Annotated in this window: 16 protein-coding genes; 3 read left to right on the plus strand and 13 right to left on the minus strand. The window is 60.1% G+C overall.

Annotated elements, in window-relative coordinates; translation table 11 throughout:
* The first annotated feature begins 2 nt into the window (after positions 1 to 2).
* Genes A3C3_RS0100555 through soxG form a run of 3 tightly spaced genes read left to right on the plus strand, consistent with a single transcriptional unit; the run spans position 3 to position 3,767 of the window.
* A complete protein-coding gene (locus tag A3C3_RS0100555; RefSeq protein WP_022712674.1) occupies positions 3 to 281 on the plus strand; it encodes a sarcosine oxidase subunit delta in 279 nt (92 codons plus the stop codon).
* A complete protein-coding gene (locus A3C3_RS0100560) occupies positions 278 to 3,241 on the plus strand; it encodes a sarcosine oxidase subunit alpha (RefSeq protein WP_022712675.1) in 2,964 nt (987 codons plus the stop codon). Before A3C3_RS0100555 ends, A3C3_RS0100560 begins: the two co-directional genes overlap by 4 nt.
* A complete protein-coding gene (soxG, locus tag A3C3_RS0100565; RefSeq protein ID WP_022712676.1) occupies positions 3,234 to 3,767 on the plus strand; it encodes a sarcosine oxidase subunit gamma family protein in 534 nt (177 codons plus the stop codon). The genes A3C3_RS0100560 and soxG overlap by 8 nt, the downstream gene beginning before the upstream one ends.
* A gap of 1,089 nt (positions 3,768 to 4,856) precedes the next feature.
* On the opposite strand, the gene A3C3_RS0100575 is transcribed toward soxG, so the two are convergent.
* From A3C3_RS0100575 to A3C3_RS0100635, 13 genes are all read right to left on the minus strand, one after another.
* Positions 4,857 to 6,515: a phosphoethanolamine transferase gene (locus A3C3_RS0100575; RefSeq protein WP_022712678.1), complete on the minus strand. Its 1,659-nt coding sequence runs from the start codon at positions 6,513 to 6,515 to the stop codon at positions 4,857 to 4,859.
* Between the two features lie 426 nt (positions 6,516 to 6,941).
* A complete protein-coding gene (locus A3C3_RS0100580; RefSeq protein ID WP_022712679.1) occupies positions 6,942 to 7,670 on the minus strand; it encodes an SDR family oxidoreductase in 729 nt (242 codons plus the stop codon).
* Between the two features lie 53 nt (positions 7,671 to 7,723).
* On the minus strand, positions 7,724 to 8,740 hold the full coding sequence (locus A3C3_RS0100585; RefSeq protein ID WP_028739269.1) for a carbohydrate kinase family protein: 1,017 nt from the start codon (positions 8,738 to 8,740) through the stop codon (positions 7,724 to 7,726).
* 20 nt (positions 8,741 to 8,760) lie between these two features.
* Positions 8,761 to 9,744, minus strand: coding sequence for a beta/alpha barrel domain-containing protein (locus A3C3_RS0100590; RefSeq protein ID WP_028739270.1), 984 nt, complete (start codon positions 9,742 to 9,744; stop codon positions 8,761 to 8,763).
* Positions 9,745 to 9,826: 82 nt separating this feature from the next.
* Positions 9,827 to 10,552 carry an SDR family oxidoreductase gene (locus A3C3_RS0100595; RefSeq protein WP_022712681.1) on the minus strand — a complete coding sequence of 242 codons (726 nt, stop codon included), beginning with the start codon at positions 10,550 to 10,552 and terminating at the stop codon, positions 9,827 to 9,829.
* A 12-nt stretch (positions 10,553 to 10,564) separates the two neighbouring features.
* Positions 10,565 to 11,335 carry an SDR family NAD(P)-dependent oxidoreductase gene (locus A3C3_RS0100600; protein WP_022712682.1) on the minus strand — a complete coding sequence of 257 codons (771 nt, stop codon included), beginning with the start codon at positions 11,333 to 11,335 and terminating at the stop codon, positions 10,565 to 10,567.
* 24 nt (positions 11,336 to 11,359) lie between these two features.
* A complete protein-coding gene (locus A3C3_RS0100605) occupies positions 11,360 to 12,421 on the minus strand; it encodes an ABC transporter ATP-binding protein (protein ID WP_022712683.1) in 1,062 nt (353 codons plus the stop codon).
* 10 nt (positions 12,422 to 12,431) lie between these two features.
* A complete protein-coding gene (locus A3C3_RS0100610; RefSeq protein WP_022712684.1) occupies positions 12,432 to 13,475 on the minus strand; it encodes an NAD(P)-dependent alcohol dehydrogenase in 1,044 nt (347 codons plus the stop codon).
* A gap of 28 nt (positions 13,476 to 13,503) precedes the next feature.
* Entirely contained in the window at positions 13,504 to 13,743 is a 240-nt protein-coding gene (locus tag A3C3_RS0100615) for a DUF2160 family membrane protein (protein WP_022712685.1), read from the minus strand.
* A gap of 4 nt (positions 13,744 to 13,747) precedes the next feature.
* Positions 13,748 to 14,584 carry a carbohydrate ABC transporter permease gene (locus A3C3_RS0100620; RefSeq protein ID WP_022712686.1) on the minus strand — a complete coding sequence of 279 codons (837 nt, stop codon included), beginning with the start codon at positions 14,582 to 14,584 and terminating at the stop codon, positions 13,748 to 13,750.
* Positions 14,584 to 15,465, minus strand: a complete 882-nt coding sequence (locus A3C3_RS0100625) for a carbohydrate ABC transporter permease (RefSeq protein WP_022712687.1) — start codon at positions 15,463 to 15,465, stop codon at positions 14,584 to 14,586. Before A3C3_RS0100625 ends, A3C3_RS0100620 begins: the two co-directional genes overlap by 1 nt.
* 112 nt (positions 15,466 to 15,577) lie before the next feature.
* The gene (locus A3C3_RS0100630) at positions 15,578 to 17,011 is read right to left on the minus strand and encodes an extracellular solute-binding protein (protein WP_028739272.1); all 1,434 of its coding nucleotides are present in this window, start codon (positions 17,009 to 17,011) and stop codon (positions 15,578 to 15,580) included.
* Between the two features lie 237 nt (positions 17,012 to 17,248).
* Entirely contained in the window at positions 17,249 to 18,202 is a 954-nt protein-coding gene (locus A3C3_RS0100635; RefSeq protein ID WP_022712689.1) for a helix-turn-helix domain-containing protein, read from the minus strand.
* Positions 18,203 to 18,265: the final 63 nt, after the last annotated feature.

Consider the following 18,265-nt stretch of genomic DNA (forward strand, 5'->3'; position numbering starts at 1 on the left):
AAATGGCAAGTCTCGTGCCCTGCCCGCATTGCGGGTCAAGACCCAGAGAGGAATTCACCATCAAGGGCGCCGCCCTTGCGCGACCGAAGCCCGATGCCGGTCCTGACGATTGGTTCGACTACGTCTATCTGCGCGACAATCCCCGCGGTGCCTACGAGGAATATTGGCATCACACGTCCGGCTGCCGGCGGTGGCTGGTCGTCGCCCGCGATACGGTGACCCATGAGATCGCCGCATGCCGCGACGCTTCCTCTGGCGAGAAGGAAGGTACAGGCGCATGACATCCTTCCGTTTGCCGAAGGGCGGGCTGATCGACCGCTCCAAGTCGCTGTCCTTCACCTTCGACGGCAAAGCCATGCAGGGCCTTGAGGGCGACAGCCTAGCCTCTGCACTGCTTGCCAACGGCCGCCAGTTTGTCGGCCGGAGTTTCAAATATCACCGGCCGCGCGGCATCCTGACTGCAGGCGCAGCAGAGCCCAATGCGCTGATGACCATCGGCCGCGGCGGCCGCACCGAGCCAAATACGCGCGCCACCATGCAAGAACTCTATGCCGGACTCGAAGCGAAAAGCCAAAACCGCTGGCCGTCGCTCGACGTCGACATCGGCGCACTGAACAGCCTGCTGTCGCCCTTCCTCGGCGCCGGCTTCTATTACAAGACCTTCATGTGGCCTGCCGCGTTCTGGGAAAAGATCTACGAACCCATCATTCGCAAGGCCGCCGGACTGGGCAAGGCACCATATGAAGCCGATCCGGACGCCTATGATAAGTGCTGGGCGCATTGCGACCTGCTCGTCATCGGTGCCGGTCCGGCGGGGCTCGCTGCCGCGATCAGTGCCGGCCGGGCCGGCGCCCGCGTCATTCTCATCGACGAGCACTCGGTTGCCGGCGGCGCGCTTTTGAGCGAGACCGCATCGATCGGCAGCAAGGCGGCAGCCGATTTCGCAGCCGACTGCATCTGCGAACTCGAATCGTTGCCGAATGTCACCCTTCTGACCCGCACCACCGTCTTCGGCTGGTATGACGGCAATGTCTTCGGCGCCATCGAGCGGGTGCAAAAGCATGTGTCTGAACCGCAACCCAACGTCCCTGTAGAACGCCTCTGGCGCATTGTCGCCAAGCGCTGCGTTCTGGCGACGGGAGCGGAAGAGCGTCCGGTAGTGTTTGGCGGCAACGACATTCCGGGCGTGATGATGGCGAGCGCCATGCGCCACTACCTTAACCGTTATGCTGTTGCCCCCGGCAAGGCGACGGCGATCTTCACCACCAATGACAGCGGCTACGCACTGGCCCGCGATCTCGAAGCGCACGGCATTCATCTTGCCGCCATTGTCGACGCCCGCGAGCACGGCGGCAGCGGCTACTTTGGCCCGGCGCGCATCATCAGGGGTGCCGTGGTGTCGGATACCAAGGGCGGCAAGGCGTTGAGCGCAATCGATATCCGCTCAAACGGCCGCACGGAACGGCTGAATGTTGATGCCCTGGCAATGGCAGGCGGTTTCAGCCCGATCATCCACCTTGCCTGTCACCGCGGCGGCAAGCCGGTCTGGTCGGATGACAATGCAGCCTTCCTCGCACCGCGCAATCTGAACGGGATGGCACTCGCCGGCTCGGCTTGCGCCGTTAGCGGCCTTGCCGCCTGCCTTGCGGACGGCGCGCGGCAGGGCGCAGCCATGGCAGAGGGGCTCGGCTTCAAGGCAGCACCTGCTGAATTCGGCGCGGTGGAGAACGATATCGTCGCCTCGCCTGAAAAGGCGGTCTGGTCCATAGCCGGCGTGAAGGGCAAGGCCTTCGTCGATTTCCAGAATGACGTGCATCGCAAGGATTTCTGCCTTGCCGTCAGCGAGGGCTATGGCCATGTAGAGCTTGCCAAGCGCTACACCACCAATGGCATGGCGACGGATCAGGGCAAGCTTTCAAATATCAATGCCATCGGACTTCTGGCTGAAGCGCGCGGCGTCTCGCCGGCAGATGTCGGCACGACGACTTTCCGGCCTTTCTATACGCCTGTCTCCTTCGGCGCGCTGACAGGCGCCTATCACGGACATCATTTCCAGCCGGTGCGCAAATCGCCGCTGCACGGCTGGGCGGAAAAGAACGGCGCCGTCTTCGTCGAGACCGGCCTGTGGTATCGCTCCTCCTGGTTCCCGCAAAAGGGCGAACATACATGGCGCGAAAGCGTCGACCGAGAAGTGCTGAACGTGCGGCGGAATGCAGGGCTGTGCGACGTCTCAATGCTCGGCAAGATCGAGATCTGCGGCAAAGACGCGGCCCAATTTCTGAACCGGATCTATTCCAATGGCTTCCTGAACTTACCGGTCGGCAAAGCCCGCTATGGCCTAATGCTGCGCGAGGACGGCATGATCTACGACGACGGTACGACAAGCCGCCTTGAGGAAGACCGCTTCTTCATGACGACGACGACGGCCTATGCCGCAGGCGTCATGAACCACCTGGAGTTCTGCGCGCAGGCGCTGTGGCCGGATCTCGACGTTCGCCTCGCATCGGTCACCGACCAGTGGGCGCAGATGGCGATCGCCGGGCCAAAAGCCCGCTCTATTCTCCAAAAGATCGTCGACGACGACATCTCCGACGTTGCCTTCCCCTTCCTCGCAGCGAAGGAGATCTCTCTTTTCAACGGCACGCTTCACGGCCGCCTCTTCCGGATTTCCTTCTCGGGCGAACTTGCCTATGAGCTTGCGGTGGCGGCCGGTTACGGCGAAAGCGTTGCCGATGCCCTGATGGACGCCGGGAAAGTCGATGGCATCATGCCCTATGGCGTCGAAGCGCTCGGCGTCTTGCGCATCGAAAAGGGCCATGTCACACACAACGAGATCAACGGCACCGTCGTTCCGGCCGATCTCGGTTTTGCAAAAATGGTTTCGGCCGCGAAGGCCGATTTCATCGGCAAGGCCATGGTGGGGCGTGACGGTCTTGCGGCTGGCGACCGGCCGCGCCTGGTTGGTGTTGTGCCGCTCGATCCCAACCAATCCTTCCGCACGGGTTCCCACATTCTCTCCAAGGATGCGGCTGCAACGCTCGAAAACGACCAGGGCTACGTCACTTCAAGCGCGTTTTCACCCCATGTCGGATCGACCATCGGTCTTGCCCTCGTCAAGCGCGGATCCGAGCGGCACGGCGAAGAGGTGGTGGTTTGGAACGGCCTGCGCAACGAATTCACCCCCGCGCGCCTGTGCAATCCGGTTTTCTTCGATCCGCAGAACGAGAGGCTCCATGTCTGATTTCCGCCCGACCCTTCGCCCGGCGCTCGGCGCCAAACCGGTGATCTCTTCTACTGCCGTCAGCCTCTCTCCGCTTGCCGAAGGCGTCATCATTCATGTGCTCGCCCAGCCCGGCGAACGCGATGTAGCGTCCTTCCTCGACGGCCTCGCCAAACGGGCCGCCCTCGCCGTCCGTTCTGTTTCGCCCGGACAGTGGTTCATCGTTGGCGAAGAACCGATGGCATATCAGGACATGAAGGATCTGTTCGACGGGCTCGAACCGCGCGCAACCGGCGTCGACCAGAGCCATGGACGCGTGCGCATCCGGATCAGCGGCAAGTTGGCCAGGCGCGTCCTTTCGAAAGGCACGGCGGTCGATCTTGCGCCCGCCACATTCCCTGTCGGACAATCGGCAACGACGTTCATCGGACATATCGCGGCCCATATCACCTGTGTCGATGCCGACACATTCGAAATTATCGTGCTGCGAGGATTTGCCGAAAGCCTGTGGGACGACCTCGCGCGCATGAGGGCAGAATTTGGCTGAGCGCAGGTTTGTCAGGAATACCAAGGGAAGGATGGCGTACCAGCTCCGTGCAAACTCCGCTCGAGGCTTCGCCATGGCGGCGGGCAATCAAATCGTCCAGTCAGTCACCCCGCCACATCCGCCTCCACCACATCCACAGTCATCGTCCCCGCAGGATGATCCTCCGCTTCACAGAATTACAGCACATCCATGAATGCACTTGGGTCGGGAGCTGTCGAGGTCTGGCTCCTATCGTATGCGGCGAGGCTCGTTGTCAGATGAACATGCCGGGGGCCACACGTCGCGCCCTCTTGTGCCTGTCGCTCGACAGTTCAAAGGAGTTCGGACCTTGGTCCAAGTTGACGGCATTTCAATCGCGGCTAAATTGCCTCGGGCGGAAATGACCGGGGGCGGTTTAAGTGCTGGGGGTTTCATTCAGGGAAAGTGACCTGCGCTTGATGTCCGGCGCGGTCCAGGCATGGTACAGACACTTTGGCTTGGCACCCGAACCGCGATGCTCGGCCTTGCTGTGTAGTTCGGTGATCGACCTCTTCAACCAGGGTCATGGTTCCGTCGAAGATCTGACAGCCCTCTTAATCGCTCTTTACGATGGACCGAAATCCATGGAGCGCTCCATGCCATCTACCAAAGCCCATTAGCACTTGCTGACGCCTGCCGGCACGACCTCGGCTCGCTCGCGAACAGATCCAATAGCTTTCCGACCGAGCCAGACGCTGTCGTCGCCGTTCCCTCCGAAAGCATGCCCGTTCCTGATGCAGGACGAAATCGAATTATTCGTGACGGCTTCACCGGAAAAGGCAAGGAGGGTGGGTGTAACGCCTGCTTCCAATGAGCGATGATGCTGCCACTTTAACGGCTCACTGGAAAGGACGGAACTTTTCATCCTCCTGAATGTTTGCCGCAGTGGATGACGTGGCGCGTTCTCCTCCCTTATCCGAGTGCTACGGGAGATGGTCCCTCCCTCTCCAAGCACACCCAAGTGGACAAGAGCTTGTCTTCCTCCACGGCTTGCGGCGAGCCCTTGTCGCATTGCGGTTCTGCCACATGATTACGAACCGTTACGCTACGCGTTTGATCGGGATCGCCCTCTTAGCCGGCCATGGAAACCCACCTTGCATCAGCAAGGTTGGTGCCTCGTCGACGACATTTCGCGAAGATGTCGAGCGTGGGATCATAAACCTTTGTGGACACGTCCATGAGACCGAGAACACTGTGAAACAAGTTGTCATGAGAGTTTGGGAGCGCGGCATTCCGATCCAGGCATCCCATGTCAAACCCACCCGAGCGCTGCAGGTCATCGCCAATCCAAACAAGGAATGGGACATGGGTTTGCTGCGACGGCGCGAACACATATGGCGCGCCGTGCAAATAAAGGCCGTGCTCACCAAGCGACTCGCCGTGATCTGAAAGGTAGATGACCGATCCGGCAATCGTGGAAGAGCGCGCCTTCAGTTTATCGATCACCTGCGACACGATGTGATCGGTATAGAGGATCGAATTGTCATAGGCATTCTTGATTTCCTGCGCGGAGCAAGCGCCGAAGTCATTTGCCCGGCAATCTGGTACAAAGCGCCTGAAATCGTTTGGATATCTCGAGAAATAGGCCGGGCCGTGGCTTCCCAGCTGATGCAGGATCAAAACACTATCGCCCTTGACGGTGCTAAGCCAGGAATCCATGCGATCGAGAAGAATGGCGTCCAGGCATTCGCCGTCCTTGCAAAACCTTGGATCGGCAGAACTCGGGAGGAATTCGTAAGCGACGCGGTCGGTAACGTGATAACTGCCGGTATCATTGTCAAACCATGACACTGATACGTTTGCATGCGTTAGGACATCGAGTACGTTCTCTGTCTCAAGGCCCTTGCGATGTGTGTAGGCGCGGCGCGGATAGACCGAAAACATACACGGTATCGAGACGGCCGTGGACGTGCCGCAGCTCGTCGTGTTTGGAAAGTAGACGACGCCGCGCTCGCGGAGCTCGGGATTCGTATCCCGGCCATATCCGCCCAACGAAAAATCGTCTGCCCGAGCGGTTTCTCCCGCGACGATGACCGTCACCCGCGGTTTTGGCCCCAACCCGGTGGGATGTGCGTCCACTCCCAGTGGTTGCGCGGTAACCTCGGCATTCTGGGTCGCGTCTATTATGAACCGAACGGCGCTCGATATCGGAAAGAAGGGATTGAGTGGATCGAGGATGTCCCGGTGCGCCCGGCCGACCCCGGCAAAGGTTCGATAGTCGGAGCCGGCCGCCAGAGCGAAGATCCCGATGCATCCGACGATTATTGCGCTGTTGTGCCCCAGTTTCGCCAGGAATGGGCGATGCGCGACCCTTACCCAGACAACGACCAGCGATGGAAGGAGCCCGGTCATAAGGAGATGTGTGGCGAAGCGCAAAGTTAAGAGGTGCCCCGCTTCAGCACCCGTTGAGACGGCGGCGTTTCGGATCATCTCGCGATCAACGACCACACCGAACTGATCGGTGAACCAGGACGCCGCAGACGCGGTGATGATAAAGAAGATCAAAAATATCCTGGTTACGTATTTCGCAGAAAAGGCCGTGATTATGGCCATGCTCATTGCCGAGATGCCAACGGCAAAAAGAATGAACGCAAAGTGATCCTTTGCCAAATAGCCGAACGCCTTGGTCCAGAATGTCCAGTTCGTGACAAGAAGCAGATAAAGGGTCGTGACCGCGCAAATTGTCACGCTTCCGACGGTGGGCCGATAGCTATGCAAGACTTTGTTCATCCTAATGCATCCAACGCGCTCGATATCCTGGCGCGGTGCAAAAGACTGGAACTTTGGTGCTAAGGATTTCAGGCATGGTGCGCTTCCAGAGTGGGTAGCGCCTAGGTGGCTGAAGAACCTGACAGAGACCTGAACGGACGTCAGGCGACGACATTGCCGACGCCGGTCTCCTCTTCAAATGGCCTTGACATGACGCAGTTTCACCGGACGCGCGTCGCTATCGCGCCCATCGGCGTGCAACGCGTCAACGACTTGTACGAGCCGTTGAGCGATGCAGATGGCGCATATCCGCCACACGGGCATCATCGCCAGCAACATTCGAAAGCCCTGGATGGGACTGGAAATCAACCCGGTCCCGGTTCGAGCTTTAGCATCCTGGGCCTGGTATCATCGCGCGGGTTATCTCCCTAAAGATCGACCACACAGTCAGATATCGAAATTGGTCGGCAGCACAACGACATCGCGAATTGTGACATTTCGCGGCCTGGTCAGCATGAAGATGATGGCATCGGCCACCTCTGACGGTTCGATGAGGCTTCCGGATTCCTTCGCCTTTTGGAGATTTTCTTCTGGCCAGTCGGCAAGGAGCGCGCTGATCACCGGTCCGGGCGAAACCGAGCCCACGCGGATGCCCTGCTTGTTGACCTGGCGCCGCACGGTCTGAACGAAGCAGGTCATGGCCCATTTCGACGCCGAATAGACAGGCTCCCATGGAACGGGATAATGCCCCGCCACTGAACTTGTGACGATAATGTCTCCCGAGCCGCGCGCGATCATGTGCGGCAGAACATCATGGACGTTCTTCATGACTGCGTTGACGTTGAGGTTGAGCATCCGGTCAATAACGGCGGTGTCGGCCTCGATCAGGTCACCCCCGATGTAGGTGCCTGCATTGGCATGAAAAATATCGAGCTGGCCGGTCAATTTCTCGATAGACGGCATCAGGGTCGCGCAACTGGCGGGATCGAGAAGATCGATCACCAGGGGGATTGCGACATTACCGAGCTCCGCACAAACTGCGTCCAGCGCCTTCTGGTCGCGATCGACGAGCACCACGCGCGCGCCCTGCGCAACCATCGCCCTCGTGCTCGCCAGTCCGATGCCGGAGGCCGCACCCGTGACCGCCGCCACCATGCCTTCTAATTGCTTGACCATGCTCGTCTCCTTCTGCGTCAGATCAAATTCTGCAAATCCAGCCGCCACCTGACTCAATGGCTTCCCCACTGGCGTGCCGTTTCGAGGCATTGCTTCCACTCAACGACACCGTCAGTCGTTCCCGCGCTCCGCAGCGAACAGGCAGCCGCCGCATGGCCGAGCCAAAGACAGTCCTTGACTGCCCAGTCTTCGTGCAGGCCGTACATGAAGCCTGCCGCGAAGGCATCGCCCGCACCGTTCGGTCCGACAATCGCATTCCGAGGTATTTTGAAGGAGGGCACGAAGATCTTCTCTCCTGACCGCGTGACGGTGATCGCGCCTTCCGGAAAGTGGATGGCGATAAGCCGCATCGCGCCCTGGTGGAGCATGACGGCCGAGGCCGCCGCGCAGGCATCAACGTCAGTCCTGCCGTCCCGAGTGGTTTCCATCTCTGCAAGCGCCCCGATCTCTTTGTCGTTGACAATGAGCGTATCGAGATGCGGTAGGCAGGGCAGGATCAAGCCGCGCAGGCGTTCTGGCGTGACCGTGCAAAGTTCGAGATTGGTCTCAAGATGAGCGGCGCGAGCGGCTTTGAGCACTGTCACCCAGCCGTTGGCATTGTCGCCCCAGGGTGCATCCATCGTGGGATGGATGCCGGGAAGTCCGAGATGCAAGAAGCGCGCGGTGGTTCCCGAAAAATCGAAATGATCCGGCGAAAGCAGCGCCGAAACGCCGATCTGGGAAATATGTGTGCGCAGTCCACTTGCCTGCGAGATGAAGGCCTCGGTCGTATGAGTGGTCGCCTGGTCGCTGACATGCATCTGCCGATGGTCGAGACCAGCTCGCTCGGCTTCGGCGACGAGCTTTCGGCCGGCCTCGTCATTGCCCACCAATCCGATGGTTTCGACCGGGATTGCCGGGTCGAGCCTCTTGATGTCGATGGCAAGATTGCAGGCCGGGCCGCCGCCACGTTCCTCGAGCCCCCAGGCGATACCGACGCTGTCTTCCCTAGGCCATGCGTCTATCCTGCGATTTCGGTCGAGGCACCAGGTCCCGCCGGCGATGAAGCCGCGCCTTATCGTTCCGGCCATGCTCTCCTCCCTTGGCGGTGTCAATTCATCAGAACCTTTTCGGTAATGACCGTGTCGTCGGAGAGTGTCCGCATCGGCGTCTGCCCGCCTGCCTGCAGCGCGCCGTGATAGGCCTTGACCGCCTCCTCTGGTCTGAGATCACCATCCGCCACGGCCCGCATGAATTTCACCATGGCGAGCGGGTCTTCGGCGAGATTGATCTTGCGACCGAAAAGCGCCACGCGGGCGCCGTATTTCTCCGCCTGGTGGATGAGTTCGAACGTGTCGCGGGCAGTACCCGCACCGCCGCCCAGCACGCCGACGATCAGGCTCGGGTCGTAAGACGTGAGTTCCTCCAGCGCCTTCGGGCCATTGAACGGAATCTTCAGGAATTGCGGCCGCTGCGCACGTGTCAGCCCGGCCAGCGCCCGGCATATGCAATCATTTACGAAATGTGGCTGGAGATCGGGCAAAATACCGGTGTCGACGTTCGGATTGAAGACTTCGAGGAAATAATTGAAGCCGTTGTCGTGCGCGTCCTCTACGAAATCCAGGAAGGCGAGCAGCGAATTGTAGTCCGCGTCGAGATCGTTGTTAAAGGTGATCGAATAGAGGCCGAGATCGGTATGGCGCCGGTTGACCGACAGAGAAGCAGTGCGATAAGGCCGTGACGGCTGAGAGGCATAGGTCGCGCCGCGCCCCACCCAGATATCCGTCGCATCATTGGCGCGAATGGCGGGTTTAACATTGCTGCCTGCGTAAGCGCCGCTTTCCGTCAGCAGTTCGAGATTGGAGGCGGAGGTCAGCATGATATCGACGATGTCCTGGGTGATCACGGCCTTGATCTGGTCGAGGAATTCCGTCCGCGTCCGGTAGCGTGTGTAGGAGCAGTCCTTCTCGAGCCTCGGGCCGCAGGATGGAATGCTCGGCCCCATGTCGCCATCCTTCGCGTCCGCGATGATGAAATCCGTTCGCTTGTAGTTGCCGGCCCTGATCTTGGCGATTTTTGCGTCAAAGCGTGTCATGCGCTGATCCTTGGGAATCTCTGAGGCCGCCAGACCGGCGGCGGGAAGGTTTACAATTTGAGGCATCTGCCTCGCAAAGCCGTCAGGCGATCATGTAACCACCATCCACAGGCATCGACAGGCCGTTGACCATTGCTGCCTCGTCAGAGAGCAGGAAAAGAATGACCTCGGCAATGTCTTCGGGTTCGGCGAAACGGCCGACAGGAATGCGGTTGAGCATGCCGGCTGCCTTTTTTGGATCGCTCCAGGCCTTGATGGCCATGGGCGTGAGCGTCACGGTGGGATGCACGCCGTTGACGCGGATTCCCTTTGGCGCAAGTTCCTTGGCCATTACCCGGGTCAGCCCGTCGAGCGCGGACTTGGAAGCGCAATAGGCCGCGTGATCGAGAAGACCGACAAAGGCGGCGACGCTCGAGACGTTGACGATTGCGCCTTTCCGGCTGTTCTTCACCATGTCGCGGGCATATTCCTGCGAAATGATCATCGGTGCCCTCGTATTGACGGCGTAGAGAAGATCGAAGTTCTCGACCTTGAGATCGAGAAAGGACTCAAGCTCGGTCGTGCCCGCGCAATTAATCAGAAAATCGGCCGGTAGGGCCTTAAGGGCTGCAGCGCGCGTCGCGTCCGGATCGGCAAGATCGACCGCAATTGGGATACATCCGATTTCATTCTTCAGTTCCTCAAGATCGGCCGCCGAGCGCGATAGCGCGGTCACCTTGGCCCCACGCTGCGCCAGCATGACGGCAGTCGCCCGCCCGATGCCCTTGCCCGCGCCGGTCACCACCACATGCCTGTTCGAAAAATCCATCGCCAATACCTCCTACCAGCAAGTGAAGCCGCCGTCAGCCTTGACGGTCGCGCCAGTGATCAGGCTCGATGCGTCGCAGGCGAGAAAATGCACCACCGACGCAATCTCATGGGGCTGGCCCATCCGGCCCATCGGCGTGTCACGGATCCAGATGTCCATCATCGTCTTGTCGACCACGGTCTTCGTCATTTCGGTTTCGATGTAGGTTGGTGCGACGGCGTTGACGCGAACGCCACGTTCGGCCCATTCCACGGCGAGTGACGCGGTCAGGTGGTGGACGGCGGCCTTTGAGGCGTTGTAATAGGTCTGCAGCTGTGGACGGTTGACGATATAGCCGGACATCGATCCGATATTGACGATTGCACCACGGCCGGCCTTCAGCATGTAGCGGCCGAAGGCGCGATTGCACCAGAAGACGCCGTTGTAGTTCACATCGTTGACATTGAGCCAGAGTTCGTCCGGTGTATCCTCTGCGGCCGTACCGGTCCGGGCAATGCCTGCGTTGGCGACCAGCGCGTCGATGCGACCGTGCTTTGCGAAGATATCCGCAGCGGCTTTGTCGACGGCTGCGGAATGCGTGACATCGAGGACCAGCGCATCGGCTTCGACACCCTTGCCGGCCAAGGCCCGCCTGCCCGATTCGGCCACCGCTTCGTCGCGATCGATGATGACGATCCGGGCGCCCGCCTCGCCAAGCGCTTCGGCGCAGGCAAGGCCAATACCCCGTCCGCCGCCGGTCACCACAGCGGTTTGGCCATCCATCCGGAATTTCTCGAAGAACATGTCTTGCTCCGTGGCTATGCAGAATTAGAGACGCCGGCCGCCCTTTGCGTCAAACAGATGCACCCGGGCGAGGTCGATCCGCAGCGAGATAGCCTCGCCCGGCGGCGCGTCGATGCGGTCGCGAACGGCCGCCATGATGGCATCGCCGCCGAGATGTGCAAAGATCTGTGTTTCCGAGCCGGTGGGTTCGAGAACCGAGATTGTCGCAGGCATTCCGTCGGGCCGCACATCGATATGTTCTGGACGGATGCCGTAGATGACAGGCTGGCTGTGGCTCGGCGTTCCCTCTGGCACCGGCAGCACGGTGCCTTTGTCGCTGACAAAGGCCAGCCGGCCGCTTTCCATCGACAATCTGCCGGGAACGAAGTTCATCGACGGCGAGCCGATGAAACCGGCCACGAAGACATTGGCCGGACGATCATAGAGATCGAGCGGCGCGCCGATCTGCTCCACCCGTCCGTCGCGCATCACGACGATCTTGTCGGCCATGGTCATGGCCTCGATCTGGTCATGCGTCACATAGATGGTGGTCGTCTTCAGCCGCTGGTGAAGTTCCTTGATCTCGACGCGCATGGTCACGCGCAGCTTGGCGTCGAGATTGGAAAGCGGCTCGTCGAACAGGAAGACCTGCGGATCACGGACGATCGCGCGTCCCATGGCGACGCGCTGGCGCTGGCCGCCCGAGAGCTGCTTCGGGTAGCGATCAAGCAGTTTACCGAGATCGAGGATTTCGGCCGCCCTGCGGACCTTCGCTTCGATCTCGCTTTTTGGCGCGCCCTTGAGCTTGAGAGGAAAGCCCATATTGTCTGCCACGGTCTTGTGCGGATAGAGCGCGTAATTCTGAAACACCATGGCGATGTCACGGTCCTTGGGAAGGACGTCGTTGACGACCCTGCCACCGATGGCGACCGTGCCGCCGGAGATCGTCTCAAGCCCTGCAATCATCCGAAGCAGGGTGGACTTGCCGCAGCCGGACGGCCCGACCAGCACCACGAATTCGCCATCGGCGATGTCTATGCCGACACCGTGGATGACCGGCAGCGCACCATAATTCTTTGTAACGTTCTTGACGGTGACGTGAGCCATATGAGTTCCTCTATTGCGGCAGTGCGATCTGCATCTTGACTTCGCCCTTCGCAGCGGAAGCCGCGATCTCGAAAGCCCGAACGCTTTCGTCGAAATCGAATGTGCGCGTGATGAGCGGTTTCACGTCGATCGCGCCCGATGACAGCATCGCCACGCAGCGCGGAAAGACATGGGCATAGCGGAAGACATGCTCCACGCGCGCCTCCCGCACCATGGCCTTGCCGACATCGTAGTGGATCGGATGGACCTGCGAACCGATGAAGACCACACGACCGCCGGGTGCCAGCGGGTCAAATACGCCCTCGGCGCCTCCGGGATGGCCCGAGCACTCGAAAACGATCTCCACACCCCAGCCGCCGGTGGCGGCGAGGATTTCCCTGGCCAGTTCCTGCCGCGCAACGTTGACGGGTGAGATTGGACCGAGCTTGGCGGCAAGCTCCAGCTTGGCGTCATCGATGTCGCTCACGAACACCCGCGCGCAGCCGGCCGCGACAGCCGACAGCGCTGTCACCAGGCCGATCGGACCAGCGCCGATCACCAACGCTATGTCGCCCGGCCTGACCTGCGCCTTGGTGGCGGCATGTACTCCCACTGCCAGCGGTTCGACCATCGCGGCTTCGGCGAAGGACACGTTGGCGGGAAGTTTGTAGGAGAAGTCCGCCGGGTGGACGACCGTCGGCCTCAGTACGCCATGGATGGGCGGCGTCGCCCAGAAGCGGACTGCCGGATCAATATTGTAGAGGCCCAGGCGCGTCGCGCGGCTATTGGGATCGGGAATGCCCGGCTCCATGCAGACCCGATCGCCCACCTTGAGCGACGTGACCTCGGCACCGGTCTCGATCACGGTGCCGGACGCCTCGTGGCCGAGGATCATCGGCGCTTTCACCTGGAATACGCCGGTGCCGCCATGTGTATAGTAATGCACGTCGGAGCCGCAGATGCCCACGGTGTGGAGCTTGATGCGCACGTCGCGTGGGCCGAGCACCTCGTCACGCTCGATCGGGAAATCGCGCAGCGACAGCTTCATCTTCTCTTCCAGTACCAGCGCTTTCATTGTCTCTGTCCTATTGTCTCAAGAAGCATCAGCCGCGCCATACGATCAGGACCCCGAGCGCGATGGCCAGGACGTGGCAAACGGTCAGCGGAATCGATTGTTCGAGGAATCGCATCCAGAAGAGTTCGAGCGCAACGAACAGGTAGATGCCGACGAAGACGCGGTCGAACCAGTTGGTGGTGATCGGCAGGAAGCCTGTCCGCTCGGACTTGCGGCCCGCCACTTCCGGTTCGGCATCGATCTGCCCGGGGTCGAATGGCTCTTGCATCGCTCTACTCCTTGACTGCGCCGAAGGTGAGACCCGCCACGATATGCCGCTGGACCACTGCGAATATCACGAGCGCGGGGATGAGCGTGATCACGGCGATCGCCGCCATCGCCCCCCATTCGGTTCCCGTTGTCGTCACATATTCCGAAAGGCCTGTGGTGATGGTGCGCGCGTTGAAGCTGGTCAGGGTCGCGGCGAGCAGGAACTCGTTCCAGGCGAACACCCAGGTGAGGATCAGCGTGACGGCAAGGCCCGGCCGTGCAAGCGGGAAGATGACTTCGTGGATAACCTGCCATGTCGAGGCACCATCGACGGTCGCGGCCTCATCGAGTTCCTTGGGAATTCCGTCGATGGTCGGCCTCAGCGTCCAGATCGCGAAAGGCAGGTTGAACGTGCAATAGAGCAGGATCATGCCGATCTTGGTGTCGTAAAGCTTCCAGTCGCCGAACGTGATGATCTGGGTGAAGAGCAGGAAGAACGGCAAAAGAAACACCGCCGCCGGCGCCATGCGGTTGGTGATCGTCCAGAAGAAGATGTTCTCCTTGCCGGCGAGGTCGAAGCGCGAGAGCGCATAGCAAGCCATGAAGGCCAGCACCGTGACCAGAACGGCGTTGCCGCTGGATATGATCATCGAATTGAGCATGTAGCCGCGCAGCGTCTCATTGCCCAAGACGTTGACGTAATTTTTCCAGTAGATCGCGTCGAGAAACAGGCTCGGCGTCGTGAAGAGATCGACCGCCGGCTTCACCGAGATGACGAAAAGCCAATAGATCGGGAAAAGCGTCAGCAGGCTCAACAACAGCCAAAGCGCCATGTAAAGAAGGGGATTGCGGCCCTGCATCAGAATGTCCTCTTCCGTTCGCGTCGAGCCACGAGGGCGACATAGAGCAGCCAGCACATCACCAGGGTGAGGTAGAGGACGATCACCGAGATCGCGGCGCCATAGCCGTAGTCGGTCTTTGGGAAGACGATCTTCCAGATGTGCAGCCCGACATAACGGGTTGCGGCGCCGGGCCCGCCCGAGGTCAGCATCCAGACTTCGTCGACGGTGCGCAGCGCATCCATCAGGCGGATAAAGACCGTTGCGAGAATCGCCGGTCGGATCATCGGCAGTGTGACGTGCCAGAAGATCTGGCGGCGGTTGGCGCCATCGATCTGCGCCTGTTCGAACGGCTCTTTCGGCAGGGCGAGCAGTGCGGCAAGCAGTGTCAGCGTCACCAGCGGCGTCCAGTGCCAGATGTCCATAATGACGGTCAGGGTGAAAGCGGTGGTGGCGTCGCGTCCGATGTTGAGATCGTAGCCGAACCAGTTTCTCAAGAGATAGGGGATGATGCCGATGCTGGGCGTCGTCATCAGGCGCCAGACCGAGCCGACGACGATGGGCGCGACGATCAGGGGCAGTGTGTGGATCGTGCGGAAGAAGCCACGTCCGGGAAATTCCTTCATGAAGAGCTGGGCGAGGAGATAGCCCAACGCGATCTCGCTCAGCACCGCGAAGAATGCGAATTTCATGGTAAAGGCGATGGAGGTCAGGAATTCGGCGTCGAAGACAAGGCGGCGGAAATTGTTGGCGCCGTTGTAGATCATGTCGGGGCTGGCGCCGAACGGGTTCCACTGGTGGAATGCCACGTAAAGCACGTATATGAAAGGGATGATGCCGAAGATGCCGAGGATCGCGATCGTCGGGGCGAGCATCAGCCAGCCGACAGTATTTGAACGCATGAATTCGTGCTCCCGAAAGATATCCGTGCAGATCAACAGCCTGCACTAACCGGCAACTGCGCCCGGGTGGCGGTCCTGGGAGAGGCCACCCGGACGCAGGCTCTTGTCGGTGTTATTTGCGATAGCCGAGATTCTTCAGCTCTGCTTCGGCCGCCGCCGCCATCTGGTCGAGGCCTTCGTCCGGACCTACTTCGCCTAGGAGGATCTTGTAGAAGATCGGCGCCGTGGCTTCACGCACCTGCGCATGGAAGGGGAAAGGCGGCGCGCCGGCGAAGAGCTTTCCCTGGTCCTTGAGCATGGTGTAGTAGCCATTCAGCTTCTTATCCATGTCGAGGACCTTGGGATCGTCATAGGTCGCCGTATTGGTGATGCGAGGCGCGGCAATCGCCCAGTCGGGCTGGACCGAGTCCTGGCCGATGAACTGCAGGAAGAGCAAGGTCGCTTCCTTGTTCTTCGAAGTCACCGGCAAGCCGAAGGCACCGCCGTCATAGTAGCCGAGATAGCCTTTGCCGCCCTCGACCTCCTTGAGGACATCGGGTTCGGTGGGCGGAAGCGCGACGCCGACATTACCGACGACCTTGGACTTTTCTGCATCCGACGCGATCCAGGCGGCGTTCTCGCCATAAACCAGGCCCTGTGCGACGCGGCCGGCGGCGAATGTCGTCCCGACTTCCGTCCAGGTTGAAGCAGCAGATTCAGGCGGAGCGATGTCCCGCAGATGCAACCAGTATTTGATGGCGGCCTTGGCCTTGTCGCTGTTCATCTGGCCGCCATTCGCGACGGAGGCGGCATAGTTGTTTTTGGCATCGATACCCCAGTTGTAGACGCCGAATGTCGGAGCGATCGACTCGAAGAATTCGTACCAGGAGGCCGGATGACCGGTGTGCGCCTGGGCCGTCGTTCCCCAGAGCTCCATCCCGTTGTCCTTGCCGTACTTGGTGAAGAACTCAGCAATCTGCGTATATTCCTCATGGGTCTTGGCCGGAGCCAGATCCTTGCCGGTCTCCTTCTTGAAAGCTTCCTTGATTTTTGGATCATTGAAGAGGTCGGTGCGATAGAGATAGATCTTGATGAAGGCTTCCATCGGAATACCGAAGAGATCGCCGTCGGCGTTCTTGAAGTAGTTGGCAAATGTCGTGAAATGGGTTTCGTCGAATTCGGGCGCCTTCAGCGACGGATCGTCCTTCAGCGATTTCGAAATGTCGATCAGGAAGCTGCGCGCCAGATAGGCGTAGATGATGTCCTGCTCGATATAGACCATATCGTAGATGCCGGTCTTGGCTTCCATGTCCTTGATGGCCTTGTCGTACATCTGGTCCCAGGAGGTGGTCTCGATCTGGACCTTGATGCCGGTCTTTTTTTCGAATTCGGGCGCAAGCACGTCCTTGATGTAGTTGGACGGCGGCGTGCTTTCGGTCACGCCGTGCAGGACGACACCCTTGTATTTCGCGCCGGCATCCGACCAGAAATCGGCCCTTGCGGGGATTACGCTCGCAAGAACACCGATCGCAAGCGCGGCGATTCCAATTCCACTTTTCCTGATCATAATTCCTCCTCCTTTGTGCCTTTGCACCACTTGCAGGCGCTGGCCGGCAAGTACGTTCCCACGACCGACTGGGGTCGGCTCCTCCCAGGTTTCCGGCAGCACGGCTCCTCCCGGCTTCCAGATAAGGTTCGCCTTCATAGGATCGCGACCTGGCTGCTTTCCCGGTTTCGTTCCTATTGGCGCAAGAAGAGCTTAGTGCGCGGTCTTTTGCTCCGCCACGCGTGGTTTGCTCGCGACCTATACTTTTTCGCCGACTGCCATGGCCGCCGAATAGGCACGGATTTCCCGGAAGGGATCGCTTCGCGCTTGCGTTCCGATCTTGTGTGCGTTGCGCCGGTAATCCGAGGGCGTGCGCCCGCAGATCTTGAAGAACTGCCTGTTGAAATTGGCAATGTTGTTGAACCCGACCTCAAAACAAATCTCGGTAATCGGACGATAGGTCTGGGTGAGCAACGAGCAGGCGGCATAGATGCGCGCAAGGATGACGTAGCGCGCGAAGGTATGACCGGTCTGGCGCTTGAAAAAGCGCGAGAAGGCTTGCGGCTCGAGACCGCAGACCTTTGCGACCGAGGCCAGATCGATGTCGTCGCTGTAGTGCTCCAGCACATAGTGCATGGCGACGTCCAGCTCATGGGGCAGTTCCATCTGCGAAGAGGCCGGCGCGAGCCGCGACAGCCTGCGCCGTTCGCCGGGATTGCGTGCCAGCACGATCATCAGCTGCAGGAAGAGCACGACGCGCTCGGCGCCGTGGGCGGAGCCCATCTGCGCAAGCAGCCGCCGGCCTTCAAGCGCCGTGGCGCCCAAGAATTGCACGCCGTAGACCGCATCCTCATAAAGCGGCTTTATCGTGCCGAGCTCGGGACAAAATGAAGCGACGCGATCGGCCCATTCGGGGGTGAATTGGATCAGCACGTCGCGATTGCGGATCAGCTTGCCGGGCTCGATATCGCTGACCCAATTGTGCGGCACGTTCGGACCAGTCAGCACCAGGCAGCCAGGCTCGAATTCGCCGATATAGTCGCCCACCATCATGACACCCGAAGTCGTGCGGGTGAGATGCAGTTCGTATTCAGGATGATAGTGCCACTTCGCTCGGAAATAGGGGTAGTCATGCGTGCTCCAGCGAAAGGATTCTGCCGGCGGGCAGATGATCATCTCGAAATCGGGTACGATCCGCAAATCGGCTTTCATGGAAATAACCTCCTCCCGACAGGCAAGCCGTGGCTCCCCAGGCGGCTATGTCGGCATGCACGC

The sequence above is a fragment of the Rhizobium mongolense USDA 1844 genome, from assembly GCF_000419765.1.
GTDB classification, from domain to species: domain Bacteria; phylum Pseudomonadota; class Alphaproteobacteria; order Rhizobiales; family Rhizobiaceae; genus Rhizobium; species Rhizobium mongolense.

What these genes read in the sequence shown, in the direction of transcription:
- A3C3_RS0100575 (WP_022712678.1), bottom strand. Translation starts at nt 6,515, where the DNA reads ATGAACAAAGTCTTGCATAGCTATCGGCCCACCGTCGGAAGCGTGACA.
- A3C3_RS0100615 (WP_022712685.1), bottom strand. Translation starts at nt 13,743, where the DNA reads ATGCAAGAGCCATTCGACCCCGGGCAGATCGATGCCGAACCGGAAGTG.
- A3C3_RS0100555 (WP_022712674.1), top strand. Translation starts at nt 3, where the DNA reads ATGGCAAGTCTCGTGCCCTGCCCGCATTGCGGGTCAAGACCCAGAGAG.
- A3C3_RS0100580 (WP_022712679.1), bottom strand. Translation starts at nt 7,670, where the DNA reads ATGGTCAAGCAATTAGAAGGCATGGTGGCGGCGGTCACGGGTGCGGCC.
- A3C3_RS0100595 (WP_022712681.1), bottom strand. Translation starts at nt 10,552, where the DNA reads ATGGATTTTTCGAACAGGCATGTGGTGGTGACCGGCGCGGGCAAGGGC.
- A3C3_RS0100605 (WP_022712683.1), bottom strand. Translation starts at nt 12,421, where the DNA reads ATGGCTCACGTCACCGTCAAGAACGTTACAAAGAATTATGGTGCGCTG.
- soxG (WP_022712676.1), top strand. Translation starts at nt 3,234, where the DNA reads ATGTCTGATTTCCGCCCGACCCTTCGCCCGGCGCTCGGCGCCAAACCG.
- A3C3_RS0100630 (WP_028739272.1), bottom strand. Translation starts at nt 17,011, where the DNA reads ATGATCAGGAAAAGTGGAATTGGAATCGCCGCGCTTGCGATCGGTGTT.
- A3C3_RS0100610 (WP_022712684.1), bottom strand. Translation starts at nt 13,475, where the DNA reads ATGAAAGCGCTGGTACTGGAAGAGAAGATGAAGCTGTCGCTGCGCGAT.
- A3C3_RS0100560 (WP_022712675.1), top strand. Translation starts at nt 278, where the DNA reads ATGACATCCTTCCGTTTGCCGAAGGGCGGGCTGATCGACCGCTCCAAG.
- A3C3_RS0100600 (WP_022712682.1), bottom strand. Translation starts at nt 11,335, where the DNA reads ATGTTCTTCGAGAAATTCCGGATGGATGGCCAAACCGCTGTGGTGACC.
- A3C3_RS0100585 (WP_028739269.1), bottom strand. Translation starts at nt 8,740, where the DNA reads ATGGCCGGAACGATAAGGCGCGGCTTCATCGCCGGCGGGACCTGGTGC.
- A3C3_RS0100635 (WP_022712689.1), bottom strand. Translation starts at nt 18,202, where the DNA reads ATGAAAGCCGATTTGCGGATCGTACCCGATTTCGAGATGATCATCTGC.
- A3C3_RS0100590 (WP_028739270.1), bottom strand. Translation starts at nt 9,744, where the DNA reads ATGACACGCTTTGACGCAAAAATCGCCAAGATCAGGGCCGGCAACTAC.
- A3C3_RS0100620 (WP_022712686.1), bottom strand. Translation starts at nt 14,584, where the DNA reads ATGCAGGGCCGCAATCCCCTTCTTTACATGGCGCTTTGGCTGTTGTTG.
- A3C3_RS0100625 (WP_022712687.1), bottom strand. Translation starts at nt 15,465, where the DNA reads ATGCGTTCAAATACTGTCGGCTGGCTGATGCTCGCCCCGACGATCGCG.